The organism is Bradyrhizobium sp. AZCC 1578, assembly GCF_036924675.1.
GTDB lineage: Bacteria > Pseudomonadota > Alphaproteobacteria > Rhizobiales > Xanthobacteraceae > Bradyrhizobium.
Genome location: NZ_JAZHRZ010000001.1, coordinates 1,078,468 through 1,098,265 on the forward strand (window position 1 = coordinate 1,078,468; position 19,798 = coordinate 1,098,265).

At 63.4% G+C, this 19,798-nt stretch carries 18 protein-coding genes; 11 read left to right on the forward strand and 7 right to left on the reverse strand.

The genetic code is table 11. The features are described from left to right. The first annotated feature begins 212 nt into the window (after window positions 1-212). The 5 genes from V1290_RS05675 (at window position 213) to V1290_RS05695 (ending at window position 5,329) form a co-directional block, all read left to right on the forward strand. Window positions 213-884: a hypothetical protein gene (locus V1290_RS05675; protein ID WP_334363439.1), complete on the forward strand. Its 672-nt coding sequence runs from the start codon at window positions 213-215 to the stop codon at window positions 882-884. A 25-nt stretch (window positions 885-909) separates the two neighbouring features. After that, a complete protein-coding gene (locus V1290_RS05680) occupies window positions 910-3,063 on the forward strand; it encodes an adenylate/guanylate cyclase domain-containing protein (protein ID WP_334368941.1) in 2,154 nt (717 codons plus the stop codon). 124 nt (window positions 3,064-3,187) lie between these two features. Then, window positions 3,188-3,967, forward strand: a complete 780-nt coding sequence (locus tag V1290_RS05685; protein WP_334363440.1) for an NAD kinase — start codon at window positions 3,188-3,190, stop codon at window positions 3,965-3,967. Between the two features lie 216 nt (window positions 3,968-4,183). Further along, entirely contained in the window at window positions 4,184-4,729 is a 546-nt protein-coding gene (locus V1290_RS05690) for a response regulator (RefSeq protein ID WP_028349127.1), read from the forward strand. A gap of 21 nt (window positions 4,730-4,750) precedes the next feature. Next, window positions 4,751-5,329, forward strand: a complete 579-nt coding sequence (locus V1290_RS05695; RefSeq protein WP_334363442.1) for an Hpt domain-containing protein — start codon at window positions 4,751-4,753, stop codon at window positions 5,327-5,329. A 165-nt stretch (window positions 5,330-5,494) separates the two neighbouring features. On the opposite strand, the gene V1290_RS05700 is transcribed toward V1290_RS05695, so the two are convergent. Next, on the reverse strand, window positions 5,495-6,670 hold the full coding sequence (locus tag V1290_RS05700; protein ID WP_334363443.1) for a DUF2336 domain-containing protein: 1,176 nt from the start codon (window positions 6,668-6,670) through the stop codon (window positions 5,495-5,497). A 266-nt stretch (window positions 6,671-6,936) separates the two neighbouring features. Next, the gene (locus tag V1290_RS05705) at window positions 6,937-7,956 is read right to left on the reverse strand and encodes a transglycosylase SLT domain-containing protein (RefSeq protein WP_334368942.1); all 1,020 of its coding nucleotides are present in this window, start codon (window positions 7,954-7,956) and stop codon (window positions 6,937-6,939) included. A 272-nt stretch (window positions 7,957-8,228) separates the two neighbouring features. On the opposite strand from V1290_RS05705, the gene mddA reads away from it, so the two are divergent. From mddA to V1290_RS05720, 3 genes are all read left to right on the forward strand, one after another. Then, the gene (gene mddA, locus V1290_RS05710; protein ID WP_334363444.1) at window positions 8,229-9,014 is read left to right on the forward strand and encodes a methanethiol S-methyltransferase; all 786 of its coding nucleotides are present in this window, start codon (window positions 8,229-8,231) and stop codon (window positions 9,012-9,014) included. 148 nt (window positions 9,015-9,162) lie between these two features. Continuing rightward, window positions 9,163-9,765 carry a TetR/AcrR family transcriptional regulator gene (locus tag V1290_RS05715; RefSeq protein WP_334363445.1) on the forward strand — a complete coding sequence of 201 codons (603 nt, stop codon included), beginning with the start codon at window positions 9,163-9,165 and terminating at the stop codon, window positions 9,763-9,765. A gap of 4 nt (window positions 9,766-9,769) precedes the next feature. After that, window positions 9,770-11,887 carry an alpha/beta hydrolase gene (locus V1290_RS05720; RefSeq protein ID WP_334363446.1) on the forward strand — a complete coding sequence of 706 codons (2,118 nt, stop codon included), beginning with the start codon at window positions 9,770-9,772 and terminating at the stop codon, window positions 11,885-11,887. 21 nt (window positions 11,888-11,908) lie between these two features. Here the strand turns inward: V1290_RS05720 and hisI are convergent, their stop codons facing one another. Both hisI and folE read right to left on the reverse strand, forming a co-directional pair. Next, complete coding sequence (gene hisI, locus V1290_RS05725) at window positions 11,909-12,337, reverse strand: phosphoribosyl-AMP cyclohydrolase (protein ID WP_334363447.1); 429 nt, start codon at window positions 12,335-12,337, stop codon at window positions 11,909-11,911. A gap of 31 nt (window positions 12,338-12,368) precedes the next feature. Next, window positions 12,369-13,091, reverse strand: a complete 723-nt coding sequence (folE, locus tag V1290_RS05730) for a GTP cyclohydrolase I FolE (protein ID WP_334363448.1) — start codon at window positions 13,089-13,091, stop codon at window positions 12,369-12,371. Window positions 13,092-13,335: 244 nt separating this feature from the next. Between folE and V1290_RS05735 the strand changes: the two genes are divergently transcribed. Beyond that, window positions 13,336-13,785, forward strand: coding sequence for an iron-sulfur cluster assembly scaffold protein (locus V1290_RS05735; protein ID WP_028349133.1), 450 nt, complete (start codon window positions 13,336-13,338; stop codon window positions 13,783-13,785). A 150-nt stretch (window positions 13,786-13,935) separates the two neighbouring features. Here the strand turns inward: V1290_RS05735 and V1290_RS05740 are convergent, their stop codons facing one another. Beyond that, window positions 13,936-14,793 carry a hypothetical protein gene (locus tag V1290_RS05740; protein WP_442893838.1) on the reverse strand — a complete coding sequence of 286 codons (858 nt, stop codon included), beginning with the start codon at window positions 14,791-14,793 and terminating at the stop codon, window positions 13,936-13,938. A 322-nt stretch (window positions 14,794-15,115) separates the two neighbouring features. On the opposite strand from V1290_RS05740, the gene yidD reads away from it, so the two are divergent. Beyond that, window positions 15,116-15,469 (forward strand): membrane protein insertion efficiency factor YidD, encoded by a 354-nt coding sequence (yidD, locus tag V1290_RS05745; RefSeq protein ID WP_334363450.1) that lies wholly within the window; start codon window positions 15,116-15,118, stop codon window positions 15,467-15,469. A gap of 25 nt (window positions 15,470-15,494) precedes the next feature. Here the strand turns inward: yidD and V1290_RS05750 are convergent, their stop codons facing one another. Both V1290_RS05750 and V1290_RS05755 read right to left on the reverse strand, forming a co-directional pair. After that, a complete protein-coding gene (locus V1290_RS05750) occupies window positions 15,495-16,730 on the reverse strand; it encodes a hypothetical protein (RefSeq protein ID WP_334368943.1) in 1,236 nt (411 codons plus the stop codon). 2 nt (window positions 16,731-16,732) lie between these two features. Beyond that, window positions 16,733-18,103, reverse strand: coding sequence for an APC family permease (locus V1290_RS05755; RefSeq protein ID WP_334363451.1), 1,371 nt, complete (start codon window positions 18,101-18,103; stop codon window positions 16,733-16,735). Window positions 18,104-18,396: 293 nt separating this feature from the next. Between V1290_RS05755 and V1290_RS05760 the strand changes: the two genes are divergently transcribed. Further along, a complete protein-coding gene (locus V1290_RS05760; RefSeq protein WP_334363453.1) occupies window positions 18,397-19,707 on the forward strand; it encodes an alpha/beta hydrolase in 1,311 nt (436 codons plus the stop codon). The last annotated feature ends 91 nt before the right edge of the window (window positions 19,708-19,798 follow it).

A 19,798-nucleotide genomic window follows, 5' to 3' on the forward strand; every position in this document is an offset into this window, starting at 1 on the left:
CAAGGGCAGGAAACCCGCGGAAATCACAATCCCGACAGCATCGCGTGAGAGGGTTGGAATGCCCTGCACTGCGCCCGATGGCTGTCCTCGGCGGCCGTTAGGTGATATCGGTCGGTTCCGCTGGCCTACCGGCCAGATATTTTGATCTATCCATGAAACCATTCGAGCGCTGGCGCGACTAACGAACCTGCGCTTTTTTATGGGGTCTTAGAATGAAACGCTCGATTGCTGTTTGTCTCGGCCTGCTGGCGCTGGCTTCTCCGGCGGCCGCAGATTCGCCGGCCGCGGTGGTCGAAGACATCAAGGGCAAGGTCACCGGTGCGGAATTCATGGACTATGTGACGCCCAAAGCGGTCATCAAGATCGGCGACGGCGGCTCTGTCATTCTGAGCTACCTGAAGTCATGCCGGCGCGAGACGATCAGCGGCACCGGCACCGTTGTCGTCGGCACCGAGGAGAGCGCCGTTCACCTCGCCGAGGTCAAAGCCGAGAAAACCAATTGCGATGCCAACCAAGCCAACGTGACCACGCGCGAAACCAGCGGCGTTGCCGCCACCGTGCTGCGAAGCGTCGACAGCAACAAGGCGGCCTCCCTGCCGCAGCCGCAGCTCACGCTTTACGGCGCCTCCCCGCTGGTGGAAGCCAAGGGACGCGGCAAGCTAATCATCCGGCGTCTCGACGCGGCGGGCGAGCGACAGCAGATCGACCTCGGCGGCACCCAGCTCAAGGGACGCTTCGTCGATTTTGCCAGCGAGAATGTCGCGCTGGTTCCCGGCGGCCTCTACGCCGCTTCGTTCAAGTCATCGCAGATCGTGTTCCGGGTGGACGCAGATGCCAAGCCCGGCGCGACACCGATCGTCGGCCGGCTGCTGCGCCTGGAATAGGCGTGCCGGACCGTCCAGCTTGAGAATAAGACGCAGCACGCGCGACAGAGTGGCGATCGCCGCCATTGCGCTGGTTTGCGCGGCGGCCTCGGTTTCTCCTGCGGCCCGACCGATCCGCGGGCTCTCCATCGATATTCTCACGGCGCTGCGCTGGGAGGTGTTTGGCCGAAGGCAGGATCCCGCCGCTTCGGCGGCGGTCGTCGTCGCGATGGACGAGGAAAGCCTGCGCACCGCCCCTTTCAAAGACGCGCCGATGCTGACCTGGACCGGCGAGATCGGCCGCGTGCTTTCAGCGACGCTCGAAGGCGGCGCCAAGGTGGCGGGCTTCGACGTGGTGATCCCGAAATCGATCGAGCAGTCGGAGATACCTTTCGGCGAGGGCACGCTGGGAGAGAAAGTCCGCGGATTCGACCGCGATTTTCTTCGCGCGCTCGCCGGGGCGACGGCGAACCGCAAGGTGGTGCTGGGAGAAGTCCTGGGCGGCAACCAACCGGTGGGGCCGTCGCCGGGACAGCGCGTCGCGGTGCGCCAGCAGCAGAACATCCGCCCCCTCAACGATCACACCGACAGCGACGATATCCTGCGGCGCATGCCGCTGAGCTTCACCGTCAACGGGGCAAGGGTGCCTTCGATGGCCGTCGAGCTCGCCTCGCGGGCGCTCGGCACTGCACCCGAATTCGACGAGCGCGGCAGGCTGACGCTCGCCGGCTACCGGGTTCCTGGACGGGTGCCGAACACGATGACGCTGAATTTCGAAGGCGGCAGCGACGACATTCCGACCTTCTCCTTTGCCGACCTGCGGGCGTGCGCCGTCAAGAACGACAAGGACTATTTCCGGCGCTGGTTCGGCGGCAAGGTCGTGATCTTCGGCACCGTCCTCGATATCGAGGACCGCCGCTTCACGTCCAAGCGCTTTGCAACCGGCATCGAAGGCGCGCGCACCCCGCGCTGCACGACCGAGAGCACGCCGGTTACCGCAGGCTTCAAGAAGAGCACGATCGCGGGCGTCTATGTCCATGCCACCGCGGTCAATAATCTGATCGCGCGCAATGGCGTGGTCGAACCTGGGCCGCTCCTCCGCTTGCTTATCGCGGCACTGATTGCTGCGCTCGCCGCGGCCGCCGCCTGGCTGTTCCGGCCCGTCATCGCATTCGCTGCCTGGACGGGAATGATCGTGGTCGGCGTGGCCGGCGCGACCGTCGCCTTCAACCACGCGCTGGCGCTGCCGCTCGTCGAGCCGATCCTTGCCAGCCTGACCGCGCTGGCCGCAACCATTGGCTTCCGCTTCGTCATCGCCGACAAGGATCGCCGCCTGCTGCAGAAGAGCTTCGCGCTCTACCTCGCCCCGCACGTCATCAACCGCATGCTGTCGTCGAGCAAATTGCCGGAGCTCGGCGGCGAAACCCGCAACGTGACGGTGTTTTTCTCCGACATCGAAGGATTTTCGCTGATCGCGGAAAAGATGTCGCCCGACGGCCTGATGGAGCTGATGAACGAATATCTTTCGGCGATGACCGACGTCATCGAGCGCCATGGCGGATATGTCGACAAATATATCGGCGACTCCATCGTGGCGGTGTTCGGCGCCCCGGCCGACGATCCCGACCATGCCGCGAACGCAGCGCGCGCTGCGCTGGACTGCTGCACGCAACTGGCGGAACTCAACGCCTCCTCCGCCGTGTTTCGCGACTACAAGCTGGCGCAGCGGATCGGCATCAATTCCGGCGAGGCGCTGGTCGGCAATTTCGGATCGCGGCGGCGCTTCAACTACTCCGTGATGAGCGACGCGGTGAACCTGGCCTCGCGGCTGGAGGGCGCCAACAAATTCTACGGCACCACCGTGATCGCTTCCGAGACGACGGTTGCGCTTACCGGCCAAGCCTTCGCCTGGCGCGAACTGGACGCCATCAGGGTGAAGGGGCGAACCCAGGCGCTGAAAATCTACGAGCTGCTGGCGCTGTCGGCCGGGCTGACGCCCTCGCAGCAGACGGTGATCGCCAACTATGCCGACGGGCTGGCGCACTGGCGGGCCCGCGAGTTCGAGCGCGCCGCAGCATGTTTCGGCCGTTCGGCCGATATCGACCGGCCGGCATCGCTGTTTGCCGCGCGGGCCCGGGAATTGGCCCAAAACCCGCCGGGCGACGACTGGGACCCGATCCGGACGTTGCAGGAAAAATGACGGCCCGATGACCGCCGGTTTAGGTTACCGGCGCGAAAGTGCCTGACGGCCATCTCGACAAGCCTGTCCAAGGTGTATAGACGAGCGCGGCGCAATCCGGCGCCAGGTATGAGTTCGTCGTCCGATGGCCACCCCCAAGCGATACGACCGGATCGCCTTCGTCGCGAGCGCAGGCGCCGAGGCGCAGACCGCGCTGGCGCAGCTCGTCAAGCTCTACGGCAATCATGACGCCGACGACGCCGACGTCGTGGTGGCGCTTGGCGGCGACGGATTGATGCTGCAGACGCTGCACGCCCACATGCGCTCGGGCAAGCCGATCTACGGCATGCATCGCGGCACCGTCGGCTTCCTGATGAACGAATTCACCACGCATGATTTGCATACGCGGCTAGCGGCGGCGCGGGAATCCCTGATCAATCCGCTCTTGATGCGCGCAACCGACGTGCACGGCGTCGTGCATCTGCATCACGCCATCAACGAAGTCGCGCTGTTTCGCCAGACCAACCAGGCCGCGCACCTGCGCATCCTGATCGATGAGCACGAGCGGATGGCCGAATTGATCGCCGACGGCATCCTGGTGGCGACGCCGGCCGGCTCCACCGCCTATAATCTGTCGGCGCAGGGCCCGATTTTGCCGATCAACGCCGCGCTTCTGGCGCTGACCCCGATCAGCCCGTTCCGCCCGCGCCGCTGGCGCGGCGCCCTCCTGCCGAACTCCGCTTTTGTGGTGATCGAGGTGCTCGAGGGCGAGAAGCGTCCGGTCGCGGCCGCCGCCGACCACGACGACGTGCGCGACGTCCGCCGCGTCGAGGTGTTGTCCGATAAGACGATTTCGATGCGGATGCTGTTCGATCCCGGCCACAGCCTCGAGGAACGCATCCTGCGCGAGCAGTTCGGGTACTAGAGCCGTCGTCCCTGCGAACGCAGGGACCCATAACCACAGGCGTTAGTTGTCGCGAAAAGCCGTCAATTGTCACCTCCCTAGACCGAGAAGCCGCGGCGCATTGGTCCCTGCTTTCGCAGGGACGACGAGTTCAGGCGCCGGTTTTGCAACCATTCCTTAACCGGCGCCGCGATATGGTTAACGCCAGTATACCGTTTTGCTGGGCCGGGCCGGACCATGTATCGCATTGACTTCAACAAGTTGCGGTTTCTGATTTGCGACGACAATCCGCATATGCGCCGCATCCTGCGGACGCTGTTGCATTCGTTCGGCGCGCGCGAAGCCTATGAAGCCGAGGACGGCGCCACCGCGCTCGAAATGTACAGCCACTACGTACCCGACATCGTCATCACCGACTGGGCGATGCCGATCTTCGACGGCCTCGAACTGGCGCAGATGATCCGGCAGCCGGAATCGAAGGGTAACCCTTACGCGCCGATCATCATGCTGACCGGACATTCGGAGAAACGGCGCGTCACCGTCGCGCGCGACGCCGGCGTCACCGAGTTTCTGGCCAAGCCGATCTCGGCCAAGGGACTCTATCAGCGCATCCTCAACGTCGTCGCCAATCCGCGCCCCTTCATCAAGACCAAGACCTATTTCGGCCCCGACCGGCGGCGCAACACCAACAACGCCTATATCGGCCCCGAGCGCCGAGTCGGTGGCGAGATGGAAGTGATGCAGCAGCCGTCGTTGCTCGACAAGGCGCGGTCGAACGTTTAGCGCGAGCCTGGAGAGACCATCATGGCGAAAGAAAAGCCGGGGACGATACAGGTCAAATCGTTTGCCGATCATCACGTGATCACGCAGCCCAATCCGTTGCGCAAGGTATTGCTGCGCGTTCCCGAATCCGATCTCGACGATCCTGTCGGGCGCGCGGAGAAGGCGCTTGCAGGACTATCCGGTGAATTCAAGAACTGGATGACGATCGAGGCGGACCGGCTCTCGGCCGCGCACGCGGCCATTCTCCGCGACGGCTTCACCATCGACAACCGCGAAGAGCTGTTTCGCGCCGCCCATGACATCAAGGGCGACGCCGCCACGTTCGGCTTCCCTTCCGCCGGCGCTGCCGCCGAAAGCCTGTGCCGCATCATCGAACACGCACCTGATCTCGACCAGGTCCCATCCGAGCTGATCACCCATCACATCAATGCCATTCAGGCGATCGTGCGCGAACGCACCAAGCTCGACACTGCCATGATGGCGAGCGCGCTCAGCAAGCAGCTCCGCGGCGTCGCGGATGAATTCCTGCTCAAGGTCAACCGCGACCGCCCCGAACATCTCGAAGCGATCCTGGCGCCGAGCATCGTGCCGGCAGAGTAGCCCGCGATATCTCCACACCGTCGTCCCTGCGAACGCAGGGACCCATACGCCGCGGCTTATCGATTAAGAGCACGCTGGTCGATGACCTTCACCCAACCACAAACGACTGTGGTTATGGGTCCCTGCGTTCGCAGGGACGACACCGGTCGTGTTGCAGGAGTTCGCCTACGCCGCGATCAGATCGCGCACGGCTGGCACGAACGCTTCGTCAGCGACCAGCTCCTCGCAGAACAGGCGGGCTTCCTCGCGCGCGGACTCGGTTGCGAACCGCCGCAGCAGGATCAAGAGCGGCTCGGCGGCCTTGCGGTCGGTCTCGCAATGGGTCAGCACACGCTCGACCATGCGGCGGCGCAGCCTCGCGGCGCCGCCGATCGTGTCGACAAAGCCGGTCTCACGGCTGACTTCGAGCGCGATACGGAAGGCTCCGAATGTCGATTCGGGAAGGCCCGCGCGGATCAGGAGCGCCTGCAGGCTGGCGCCGCCGCGGTCGTGCAGCAGCGCGGTGACGCGGGCCAGCGGCAGGTCAGCCAGTTCGGCAAGCGCCGCATCGAACAGTTCGAGGTTGCCCGACAATAGCGCGCGCAGGATCAGGCCGGCGGTCAGTTGCCCGGTGGCGCGCAGGTGCCGCACCAGGCCCAGCATATCATCGCCGCGCGAACACGCCGCAATGTTCACGGCCGAGCGCTCGCGCGCTTCGCTCGCCAGCCGCCCTGCCCGGTCGGCGCTCAGCCAATTCCGCGCGACGACGAATTGCGCCAGCGTCTCGGAGAGTTTCGCGACCAGCGCTGCGCGGGTGGCAGCCGGCAAGCCTTCCAGCACCAGCATCGCTTCCCTGATCGCGGCGAGATGGCCGTGACGTTCGACGATACGGTCCCATGAAAACGGCGCCAATTCCGCGTAGGCATTTTCGATCAGTTCGAGCGCCGCGGCCGCCGAGCCAACTTCGGCAATCGCGGCGGAAACCGAGGGCGGCAGGTTGATGCGGCGGGCGATGGCGCATTGCGTGTCGCTGTTGCCGGTGGCGACGATGTCGACGAGGTCGGCGTCGATCAGAAGCGGCGAATGTTCGAGCACGGGAAGCGCGATCGAGGGTTGGTCGAGCGAGAGCGCCTGCACGATCGCGGCCGGCGCGTCCGAGCTGCGCGCGAAGACTTCCGACATCGCCTGGCGCACCAGCGGCGACGGATCATCGAGCAGCATCAGCAGCGCGCCTTCGGCGGCGATGCGATCGTCCTCGGAAAGATCTGAAATCAACCAGGCCCGCGCCAACGCCCGCGTCGCCTCTGCCCGCTCGCCTGCCGGAGCGGTACGAATCCAACTGATGAACTGCCGAACGATCATGGTCCTGGCTACGCAACCTGAAACGACACCGTGACGCGGTGCCACTATTAGAAAAAATAAACCATGACGCTTAACAAAGGGTTCACCATAAACGGCTGGTTTTATTGACGTTTTGTTAAGGGTGCGAGGACGGTTGCGATGTCTCGTTCCCCGGATGCTGCGCAACACGCAGTGCTGCGCTGCTGATCCGGGGTCCATCCGAGCTCGCCCACCGCGATGGGTCCGGTTCTGCGACGCATCGCTGCGCGCTGCATCGCGGGTCAGCGTCAGCTACTGAACGTGCCGTTGCGGTCGCTGAAGAGGTCGAGTCTTCCGGGTGCGCGGACTTCGGGCGCATGTCCCGACAATGCGGTGCTCGCGGAGGCAACTGACACCGAATTGCTGCCCCACAATTCCTGCACCGCCGGCGAAATCGGCTGCGTGCGTTCGCCGCCCTGGAACAGCGAGCGGAAGATCGGCTCCGTTGACGCCGACGCGGTCTGCGCCGTTGCGGAAACCGGCGTCACCGCGCGAGAATCCGGGAAGCTCGAGAGATAGGCGGCGTTGTCGATCGCCATCGCTGCCGGCGCGGCGCTTGCGACCGTGATGCGCCGTGGCAGATCGCCGCCGGCGGCCGCCATCGCCGTGCGCGTCACCGGCGAACTGGCGGCCGCCGCATAGCGCGTGCTCAGCACCGAATAGACCTGTGAGACGCTGCGCGGCTGCCCGGAGCGATCGTAGAAGATCGATTGATTGGCCGCCGCAGCGTTCGGAAACATCCGCACGGCCGACGCGTTCGGATTGTCCTCGGCGTTCTGGATCAGCTTGCCGGCGCCGCCGACGCCCATGAAATGCGCCATGTAGAGTTCGGCATCGGTCGGGCGGCGCCCGATCTTGCCGGTCAGCCTGAAACTGTTGGATTGCGTCAGCACCGCCGCCATCGAAGAGGCAGCTTCGGGATCGTCGCGCAGCCGCATGATCGCGGCGCGTGCCGCGGGATCCTCGACCGAATAGCTGCCCGACGGATTTTTGGCGATGGCGTCGGCATATTTGCCGTAGCCGAGATGGGCCCCCGCCTCCTTTACCGTGCCGAGCCAGGTCTGGTCGATGAACTGAAACAGGCCGCGTGCCGACGAGGTGGTTGCGGCGGCCTTCGGGTTGAAATTGGATTCCATCTTCGCGGTGGCAAGCAGATATTCGAAGCTGGCGCCGGTCGTGGATGCGGCCTGCTTGATCGAGCCCGCAATCCTCGCGCGCGCGGGATCGACACCTGCCGCAGCCGTGGCGCTTGATGTGTCGACCGCCATATCCGTGGTGCCCCGCTCCTCGCGAAACCTCGCGGGCTCGTGAACGCCGCCAATCCGGCGCCTCACCGACCCAGCCTGCGACATTTATGGTTAATGCCGGGTTAAAATGCCGCATTTCCAACATAAAACAGGAATGAACTTTTCGGTCGTTCGACCGACTGAATATTTGACGTTGGATCTGACCGGCTCGCAAAGAGGAGACGTTCCGGGCAATCACGACCGTCCGCACTGAAAGCAAGGCTTCCGCAGTCTTCCCTGAGAGGATCAAGATCATGACAGACCATGCACTCCACTCCCCTCCCGCAAAGACCATAACCGGCGGCTTGACGGCTATGCTGTACGGCACGCTTACGTACCTGCTGTTTCTCGGTACATTTCTTTATGCGATTGCCTTTGTAGGCAACTTGCCGGTACCGAAGACCATCGACAGCGGCCCCGCCGGGCCGCTCGTTCCTTCGCTGCTCATCAACGTCGTCCTGCTTGGCGTGTTTGCAATCCAGCACAGCGTGATGGCGCGTCCCGCCTTCAAGCGCTGGTGGACAAGAATCGTGCCGCAATCGGTCGAGCGTACGACCTACGTGCTGCTTGCCAGCCTCGCATTGCTCCTGCTCTACTGGCAATGGCGGCCGATGACTGATGTCATCTGGTCGGTGACCGATCCGGTTGCGGCACTTGTCCTTCAGACGATTTCCTGGATGGGCTGGACGGTGGTGCTCGCCAGCACCTTCATGATCAACCATTTCGAGCTGTTCGGCTTGCGCCAGGTGCTGGCGCGGCTTCTTGGGCGCGAGTTGCCCCCGGCCGAGTTCAAAACGCCGATGTTCTACAAGGTGGTCCGGCATCCGATCTATCTCGGCTTCCTGCTTGCGTTCTGGGCGACGCCGGTGATGACGTTCGGTCATCTGGTGTTCGCCATCGCCACCACCGGCTACATCCTGATCGGCATATGGCTGGAGGAGCGCGACCTGATAGCGCTGTTCGGCGACCAGTACCGCCGCTACCGGCAGCAGGTCTCGATGCTGATCCCGCTGCCGCGAAACAAGGCGAAGGTCGGGTGACGTTTGTTTCACGGTGTCCGGCATGGCTCCGGGCATCGGTTTTCCGGCCGGTAGAGGGTTGAAACGGCAAGGCTGGCCTTCTCAGCCGGAATGCATGTAGCGTCTTGACGCTTCCATCACATCATGAGGTACCATGGCGCGCGCGGCAGTGAAGAAGATCGAAACCAGCACGAGCTTGCTCGAAGCTGCCAAGAAGGTGTTGCGCCGCGCCGGCTATGCCGGACTTTCCACTCGCGAAGTCGCTGCAGAAGCGGCCGTGCCCTTAAGCCAGATCCACTACCATTTTGGCTCCAAGCAGAACATGGTTCTGGAGCTGTTCGAATATCTCAATGCTCAACTTCTCGACCGGCAGAACAGGCTGTTCGAAGATCCATCGCTAAAACTGTCCGAGCAGTGGTCCCGCGCCTGTGACTACCTCGATGAGGATATCGCTTCGGGCTACGTGCGGGTGCTGCAGGAGCTGATCGCGGTGAGCTGGCATGACGCGGAAGTAGCAAGGGTGATCCGAGCCGGCCTCATGGGCTGGATCGACCTGATCGTAGGCGTGGCGCGGAGGACCGAACAGACGATCGGCCCGCTCGGCCCGTTCTCGGCAGAAGAGGTCGGCGCGATCGCCGCCTCCAGTTTCATCGGCGGCGAAAGCCTGTTCCTGCTGGGACTGGAGAAAAAAGGCTCGCCGATACGGGCGTCGCTGCGGCGCGTCGGCGACCTCATTCGGATTGCGGAAGGATCTTCACCGGAAAAAGGATGACAGCATGCGAGCAAAGCTGGCGGACAGCGAAGGTTTCATCGCCCGCGACGGCGTGAAACTCGCCTACGAAAGCTACGGCGCGGGCGCGGAAACCATGCTGTTTATTCCGCCATGGAGCATCGTCCACTCCCGGATCTACAAGGCGCAGCTTCCCTACTTCAGCGAACATTTCCGCTGCATCGCCTATGATGGCCGCGGCAATGGCAAATCCGATCGACCAGAAGACGTCACTGCCTACACGCTCGACAACTACCTCGCCGACGCGCTTGCCGTGATGGACGGCCTCGAGGTGGAGCAAGCTATCCTGGTCGGACTTTCGTTTGGCGGGTTGCTCGCCTCCATTCTCGCCGCCTATCACCCGACGCGTGTGCGTGCAGCCATCCTCGCCGGCACGGTCTCGACCATCGGACCTGCGCACCAGGCAAGATTTGCGGCCTCGCATTTTCTCGCCGAGAGAGACAGTTACGACGGCTGGAACAAATTCAACCGTGACTATTGGCTGAAGAGTTACCCTGATTTCGCGGAGTTCTTCGTTCGCAACATCTGCAGCGAGCCGCATTCGACCAAACAGATCGAGGACGGGGTCGGCTGGGCTGCCGAGACGGATGGACCAACCCTGATCAAAACGGTCGAGGCGCGAAACATTCCTCCCCAATTCGATGTCAGCGCGGAAATGTATCGCAGCATCCGCTGCCCGGTTCTGTTCATCCACGGCGACAACGACCAAATTCAGCCCTGCGAACGCGCCCGGGCGGCCCACGCCGCGGTGAGCGGTTCGGAGTTCGTAACGATCAGAGGCGGCGGTCACAATCCTCTCGGCCGGTATCCGGCCAAGGCTAACGCGCTGATCAACGACTTCATCGATCGCCGGCTCGCCATCCGTCAGCCTGCACGTGAGACTTTGCCGCACGGCGCACGCCAGAAGCGCGCCCTCTATCTCTCCTCGCCGATCGGCCTCGGCCATGGCCGCCGCGACATCGCCATCGCGCGCGAGCTGCGCAAGCTTCATCCTGACCTCACGGTGGACTGGCTGGCGCAAGATCCGGTCACGCGTCTGCTGGAGGCCGGCAACGAACATGTCCATCCGCTAAGTGCAAGGTTGGCGAGCGAAACGCGGCATATCGAGCTCGAAAGCGGCGAACACGAATTGCACTGCTTTCAGGCGCTTCGCCGCATGGACGAGGTGCTGATCAAGAACTTCATGATCTTCCAGGACGCCGTCGAGCAAGACGCTTACGACATCGTGATTGCGGACGAGGCCTGGGATATCGATCACTACTGGCACGAGCATCCCGAGCTGAAAAAGGCAAAACTCGTCTGGTTGACCGACTTCGTCGGCTACGTGCCGATGCCGTCCGGCGGCAAACATGAGGCGCTGCTGACGGCGGACTACAATGCCGAGATGATCGAGCATGTCGAGCAGCATCCTGGCGTGCGCGATCGAGCGATCTTCGTGGGCCAACCTGAAGACGTGGTGCCGCTATCGTTCGGTGCGGATCTGCCCCTGATGCGCGATTGGGTACCGAGGCACTTCGATTTCGCCGGCTACGTCATCGGCGAGCATCCGCAAACCTTCGGCAACCGCCAATTTCTTCGTGAAGCGCTAGGCTACGGGAGCGCCGAGCAGATTTGCATCGTCACCGTCGGCGGATCGGGGATCGGGGCTCACCTGATCAAGCGCGTCCTGCAGGCCTATCCCATCGTGAAGGCCAAGCTGCCGGCGTTGCGCATGGTGGTGGTCGCCGGTCCCCGCATTGATCCAGCGTCGCTGCGTGCGCCGGAGGGCGTCGAGATAAGGTCGTTCGTTGCCAATCTCGACCGGCATCTCGCAGCGTGTGACCTGGCGCTGGTTCAGGGCGGGCTCACCACTTGCATGGAACTCGCGGCTGCCGGGACGCCGTTTGTCTATTTTCCGCTGCGAAACCATTTCGAGCAGAACTTTCACGTCGCTCACCGGCTCCGCCGCTATGGCGCAGGCATCCAAATGGACTTCGCTTCGTCGACCCCCGATATGATCGCCGACGCCATGATGTTGGCTATGTCGAGGCCGGACAGACCGAAACCGGTCGAAGCCGATGGCGCAAGACGCGCAGCCGCCATGATCGGTGAGCTGTTGGCATGACCAGCCCGGAACCGACGCCAGTTATTTCCGGTAAACATTGTTCGGATCGAACTGCCGGTCGGCATCGACGAACGTCAGCAGCGCACCGCCCCCGGCGGCGTCGATCTTGCGGTAGAAGCAGGAATGCCGCCCGGTGTGACACGCAGCGCCCTGCTGCTCGACGCGGATCCAGATGGCATCCTGATCGCAATCAATGCGCATCTCGACCACGCGCTGGGTCTGACCTGACGTCTCACCTTTTCGCCACAACGCATTGCGGGACCGGCTGAAGTACCAGGCGTCGCCGCTTTCGATCGTCTTGCGCAGCGCTTCCTCGTTCATGTGCGCGACCATCAGCACGTCGCCGGTCGCAGCATCCGTCGCCACGCAGGTCACGAGACCGGACGCGTCGAACTTGGGCTGGAAGGCCAGCCCCTCTTCACGTTCATTGGTCGTTGCGGAGGTGGACACGACGGGGCCTCGCGGAGAAATTTCGGCGAGGCTACCGGTTGGACCCTCGCACCAGGGACAGGAAACGCTGCTGCTCCGCCGGGTTGTCGCGGAACATGCCGGTGAAGCGGCTGGTGAACGTCATCGCGCCATGCTTGGCGACGCCGCGCACCGACATGCAGGTATGCTCCGCCTCGATCAGCACGGCAACGCCGCGGGGTTTCAGCACCTCGTCGATCGCGGCCGCGATCTGGGCCGTCAGGTGCTCCTGGGTCTGCAGGCGGCGGGCGAAGATATCGGTGAGCCGCGCCAGCTTCGACAATCCGACCACCCGCTCCACCGGCGTATAGGCGATATGCGCCTTGCCGTAGAACGGCATCATGTGATGCTCGCATTGCGAGGTGAACTCGATGTCGCGGACCAGGACAAAGTCGTCATAGCCGGCGGTTTCGCCAAAGGTGCGGTCCAGCACCTCGGCCGGGCACTGATGATAGCCCTGATAGAGCTCGTCGAAGGCTTCGACCACGCGGCGGGGCGTATCCAGCAAACCCTCGCGATCGGGGTTTTCGCCGATATAGCTGAGCAGCGTGTGCACGGCATGTTCGGCCTCGGCGCGCGACGGGCGCGGCAGGTCGGCGCGGACGGCAGCGGCCAGGAACTCGGCCGGATCGAGCTCGGCCGGGCGGGTTTCCGGGGCCACGTCGGGCGATTTCACTTCGGAAGGCTTCAAATCGGAAGGCTTGCCAGGGCGGAGGGATTTGATCAATGCGTCCATGTCTTCTCCGTTCGACCGGCCTGCAGAGACCGGAGTGTCACCGGGCAGACGGGGCGGTTTTGCCGCCGGGCGCCTGAGTCCCATCCACAACACGTTGACGGCCGAACTGGTTTCCATGTCTGGTCCATGTCCGTCCGCCTACGGCAAACGGCCGGGCTGTTTTTCCGCCGTTCCTGTCCATATATAGGACGATGAAACCCAGCCGCCAAGGGCGCTCGGATCGCCGCCCGGGACACCGATTCTCATGCTGAACGACATCTACAACAAGCGGATCATTGAATTGGCGGGCAATATTCCCCGCCTCGGTCGCCTCCCCGACCCCCACGCCAGCGCCACCGCCCACTCCAAGCTGTGCGGCTCGACCGTCAAAGTCGACCTCAAGATGGACGGGCCCGTGGTCAGCGACTTCGCCCATGACGTGAAGGCCTGCGCGCTCGGACAAGCCTCCTCCTCGATCATGGCAAGCCATGTGGTGGGCTCGACAGCCAGCGAGTTACGTGAATTGCGAGAAACCGTGCGCAAGATGCTGAAGGAAAACGGCGGTCCCCCGCAGGGCAAATGGGCCGACATCGCCCTGCTCGAGCCGGTGCGCGACTACAAGGCCCGCCACGCCTCGACCATGCTGACGTTCGACGCCGTGGTCGACGCCATTGGCCAGATCGAAGCCAAGGCCAAGCAGCCGGCGCAGGCGTAAGGGAAGTCCCCGCCTATACCCAATCCTGTCATGCCCGCGAAGGCGGGCATCCAGTACGCCGGGAATTCCCGTTTGATCACAAGCGCCGCGGCGTACTGATCATCCGCTTTCGTTTTCGCGGATGATGACACCGAGTGTTGGGGACGCAGCCTATTTCTGTTGCGGCTGATTCTGTTGCGGCTGAGCCGGCTGCACCGGCGCGGTCGCAGATCCGCCGGTCGGAACCGCGGCTTCGGCAGTCTTGGTCGACTTGCCCGCCTGCGACTGCGCGTCGCCCTCCGTCGAGGAACTGACGAAGCGATCCTGCGGCTTGGAAGGCTTCGCCTCGGCCATCGGCACCGACGCATTGTCCTGCGGGAACACGTCGGCGATCGCATCGGTCGTGACGAGATTGGCCAGGCGCAATTCATCGCGTGACAACTGGTGCAGATCTTCCCACGGCGGAACACTGAGCGCGAGCGACAGCAAATCGCCGGTGCCGCCCATGTCGAAGGTATATTTCGTGAGGCGACCGATGTCGCGTTGCACAATCATCAGGTCCTGCGCGCTGTAACTCGAGGCCTTGGCGTCATCGGCGCGATCACCCATCCAGATCTGGTGCACGCGGACGTGCGCGACCGGCGGCACGTAACGGGTCTTGCCCGCGAGAAGCAGGAACACGCACATCGACTCACAATAGGCTTCCGGCGCCACGCTGACGCGTTCACCACGCGGGGTCTTCGTGCGCACGGTGGCGCCGACCGTGGTCAGCGCGCCGAGACTGCGGAACCGCCGGCCAAGCGCGATGGAATCGTTGACCGAGCCGCCGCTGGAATCCAGCACGATGGTCGCGCCCGCGAGCTGGCGACCCTTGGCGAATTCGTCGAACTCCCGCGGACTATCCGCTGTGACGATGCCGACGGCCGAGACCCAGCCCCTGCAATCCGGCTGGCATGCATTCCACTTGAAATGCATTGGCTGTTTGCGTTCTTCGAGGGTGCCACCGGCATATGCCGAATTACCCAGCATCGTGATCGCGCCCGGCAATGCGAGACAAAAGGCGGTGGCACCGAGAAGGGCCCAACCGCGAAGTTTCAGCGACGTCTCAAACCTCAATTTGGTTCCTTCCCCCAAGTCCCGTTTACGACTAGTGGCAATGGCCCCGTTTTAGCGCGAGATGATTCTGTCATCGATCCGTATGAAAACGGTAACTGTGCTGACGTGTGTCGTCCATAATACCTTGGCTTGGTACGCCGCATTGCAGTGCGATAATTCCTAAGTGTGGCTAAATATCTGCAGGAATTGAGTTCCTTGCTTGGGAACCCCCGCAAGACTACGTACATAGTGCTGCATGGCATCGGCAGGTCCTTCATCGTCACAGCAAAAACAATGCACGGATTGTGCCAGCATCGCCCGTCGTCTGCCGCGCAATGCCGGACGCGCGCTGATATGGATCTATCGGCATTCGCTGTCGCTGCTGGTCGGCTACAACTGCCGGCATCTGCCGACATGCTCGGTGTATGGCGACGAAGCGATCGAACGTTTCGGTTTGTGGGGCGGCGGCTGGATGACGCTTGCGCGGCTGTTGCGCTGCCATCCCTGGGGCACGTCCGGGATCGACAACGTGCCGCTTACGGCGCCCGCGGGTGCGCGATGGTATCTGCCGTGGCGCTACGGACGTTGGCGCGGCGTCAACGCTTCCTGAGTACGACGCTTGCAGCGATTGCGGCTTAGCGCCAGACGAAGAACCCGCCGCCCCATGGCTGTGGTCCGCCCCATTGCTGCGGTCCGATATTCGCAGGCGGCCGCGGCCTGCGCGGGCGCAGTGGTGGCGGCGCCGCCTCCGCCGATGCCGTGGCGTCGATAGCGGGCGATCCATCGTCCGGCAATCTCACCGACAGCAGCACATTCGTTTCCGGCGTGCGCCAGCGATAGCCGATGCCGAAATCGACCGGCTGTGCGCGGCGGAACAGTGCAGCATACGACTCCTGGTAACGCCCCGCGAATTCGTCGATCGGTCCGAGATAGCGGCCGAAGGGGAACAAGCGCCATTTCCTAGTGCTGTAGTAAGCGAGCGGAATTCCGGAATCGTCCTGGATGATGGTGGCGCTGTTGTTGAGCAGGAAGTCGCGCACCGTGGTGAAGTTGCCGGAGTGCAGCAGATAGGACGCGCTCTTGACCAGGCTGTTGCCAGGCGCGAGCGTCGCACAGAATTTCAGGAAACCGCTCGCCTTGACGCCGGAGTTGGAAAGATCGGTCGAGAAATAATACAGCGTCTTTTCCTGACCGTCGGGGTCCACGAAGATGATGCGCACGCCGCGCACGGCATTCGGCCCGGGATTTTCGCCCGCGAAATACGCCGCGCCCTTGTCGTCCAGCGAGATCGGACTGACCTCCCTCACAGTCATGCCCGAGCGCGCCAGGAACACGTAGAGGATCGGCAGCGTGCCGCTGATCTGCCCTGCCTGCAGATCGGTCTTCATCTGCTTGGTGATGAAAAAGCTGAAGCTCAGGATTGAACTGAGCGAACGTTCGACGTTGTAGAGCGCCGACGCGATGCCGCCGCGCGGCAGCCTTGTCAGATCGGGCACCGAGCCGACCGGCTCCAGCGCACTCAGCACATAAGTCGATGCCTTCGAATAGAAGGCATTTGCGTAGAGAAAGTCCGGGCCTGAGAACATGTAGAACATGGTGGGCTTCGGCGCCGCCAGATTGGTATCGGCCCAGGTGCGGATCCGCGATATCTGGCGCTGCTCGAGTTGGCCGAACGCAGTGTCGAAGAATTTGGCGTGCCGTTGCCAGGCAGGATCTTTGGTGAGCGGCGCCAGCGGCGAGTCCGCCGAGGGCATCAGGCCTGCGAGAAATTTCGCGGTGTCGTCCACCGTTGCGGTTTGGGCGCGGACGGCAGCCACGGCCGCCAGCAGCATGACAGCAGCAAGCGTCGCCGTTCTCAGACAGTGCAGCATGCTCATTCGCGACCCGTTGCGGCCACGGCGACTTGATCTGCCCGCTTGCGGAAGACGGCGTAAATCAAGAGACCTGAAAACATGATCAAAAGACCCAGCAGCGACTGCAAGGGACGTTCGGTCAGAAGGTAGTACATCATGAACCCGGTCACGAGCAGGAAAACCACAGGAGTTACCGGGTATCCCCAGGCACGGTAGGGCCGCGGCAGGTCCGGCTGCGTGATGCGCAGCTTGATCACCCCTAGCACGGTAAAGAACGAGCAGAACAGCAGCGCGAACTGGATGAAGTCGAGCACCGCCTCGAAGCTTCGCGTAAGCAGCATCAGGCTCGCGACCGTGAGCTGAAACAGAATGGCGTAGGCCGGCGCACCGCTGGCCGAACGGCCGGCGAACGGCCGCAGCACCGGAATGTCCTCGCCCATCGTCATCATGACGCGCGGCCCGATCCACATCATCGCGCTGATCGAGGAGATCAGCCCGAAGCAGATCATCGCGCCGACGATGCGGCCGCCGAGCTCGCCGAAGATGTAGCTGCCGGAGATGCGGGCGACGTCGAGCTGGCCCGCAAGCTTGTCGATCGGCGCGGTGTGCAAGAACACGGCGTTGAGCGCGACATACAGCACGAGCACGATCAGTGTTCCGAGCAGCATCGCCCGCGGCACGTTGCGCTCCGGCAACCTCACCTCGCCGATAATGTAAGTTGCCGCGTTCCACCCTGAGAACGAATACATCACGAACACCAGGCTGATCGCGAACGGTGCGCTGACGATATGGGTGAAGTCGGACGCCGATGGCGCGAACGAAACCGGCTGTGCGGTGCCGATCACGAAGCCGCAGACCAGGAAGGCGATGATGAGTACCACCTTCAGGATGGTCGCGACCAGTTGAAAGGTCGAGGAGTGCCTGATGCCGGCGAGTTGCACCAGCGACACCAGCCAGACCACGCCGATCGCAAGTGCCAGCGGCGGCGTGTTGGGCAGCACCGACTTGCCGTACTCGCCAAACGCCATGGCGGCGAGCGCCACCGGCGCTGCAAAGCCGACCGTCGCCGACACCCAGCCCGCCACGAAACCGAAGGCCGAGTGATAGGCCCGGCCGAGGAAGTTGTACTCACCGCTCGAGCGCGGAAACATCGCGCCGAGCTCGCCGTAGGAAAACACCCCGCACAACGCGACGATACCGCCGACCGTCCACAGCAACAGGATGGAAAAGCCCGAGGGGATATCCTTGACCTGAAAGCCGAGGCTGGTGAAGACGCCGACACCGACCATATCGGCAACCACGATGGCAACCGCCACTAGGACCGAAACGGTCGAGCCGCTGCCGGAGCGCGAGCCAGGCCAGGACCGGCTTTCCGTTTCTGATGCCGCCATCTCGGACCGTACCTTCAGCGCCCAGCCAGGACCTCATCGTGCAGGCTGACGCCCCTCAATTCAAGCAATGTTAACAAGGGTTTAAATTGAGACATAAAATAGGTTGCATGGTACCTCCAGCTGCCCGTGCCACTACTGGATTGCGAAGACATCGTGGCGGTCCCACAATCGCGACACGATTGCATGGTCTCCTTTGGGCTTCCGGATGCGGGGAGTTTTTCCGGACGCTTAACGTCGCCTAAAGGCGTGCGAGCTTACGCCGGTTGACGGTGGATCTTGGGACATTGGGGTGGATGGTCGGAGCTAATCCGAATTTCCCGACAGTTGATCGCGCCAGCCGGGCGACGTCTCCGGCCATGCCGCGCCGTGCGCTGCCCCTTCGATGGCACTGGGCGGCGATAGCCGCGCTGATCGTGCCGCTATCCTTCGTCCTGGTTCAATGCGGCAAGGCGCCGACCCCGGAAATGCTGGCGGCGAACACGGATGGCGCCAAATCCCGGGCCGCCAAGCCGCAGGCTTCCGCCGACACGTTCGACGACCGTTTCCCCCAGCCGCAATTCGCCGACCGTTTCCCGACCGCGGGTGAAAGCTTGCCGCAAGTCCAGCGCCAGGTCGCACTGGCGCCGCAGCCGCACGCGGTGCGTACCGAGCCAATGCGGGTCGCCTCGCTGACGCCAACGCTGACGCTACCCCGCAATGAGCGTGAAGAACTGACCACGCTGGTCAGCATGAAATCCTCCGCCTTCCCTTATTTCGGCACCAATCCGCGCTCGGAAGAACCGTTCCTCAACATCGTCAAAGGCGACCGCAAGGGCCATCGCAGCTACAGCGGCAAGGTCTACTGGCAGGACGAGACCTACAACGACAGCCGCGTGCTGGTACATGTCCCCGAGACGTTCGATGTCAGGAAGCCGGGCGTGATTGTGGTGTTCTTCCACGGCAACGGCGCGACGCTGGAGCGCGACGTCCGCGACCGCCAATTGGTGCCGCAGCAGATCTCGGATTCGGGCGTCAACGCCGTGCTGCTCGCCCCGCAAATGGCTGTCAACGCCGCCGACTCCTCGGCCGGCAAGTTCTGGCAGCCGGGCGGCTTCAAGCGCTTCATCGAGGAGTCGGCAAGCCACCTCGCCCGCCTCCACGGCGATCCGAAGTCGGCGCAGGCGTTCGCCAACATGCCGATCGTGATCGTCGGCTATAGCGGCGGGTTCCTGCCGACGGCGTGGAGCCTCGAAGTCGGCGGTCTTCCCAACCGGGTCCGCGGTGTGTTCCTGCTCGACGCCGTCTATGGCGAACTCGACAAGTTCGCTTCATGGATCGAGAAGAACCGGACCGGCTTCTTCGTCAGCTCCTATACCCGCTACACCAAGCGGCACGATCTGGAGCTGATGCAGATGCTCCGCGACAGGGGCATCAGCGTCACCGAGAGCATGGACGGGCCGTTGAAGCCCGGCAGCGTCGTGTTCGTGCAGACGCCTGACGGCGTCACCCATCGCGATTACGTCACGCAGGCCTGGACAGAGCATCCGGTCAAGGACGTGCTGGTCAAGATGGCCGCAACGCCCGCTTTGACCCGCGTCGCCGGTGCGCCCGACGCCAATCGCTAACGGCCTCGGCGCGGTATCGCGGCGTGCCTGCCATCATCCCGGATCGAATGGTCATCTTGATTGCGCGTGTCCCATGTCCGAACACGAACGC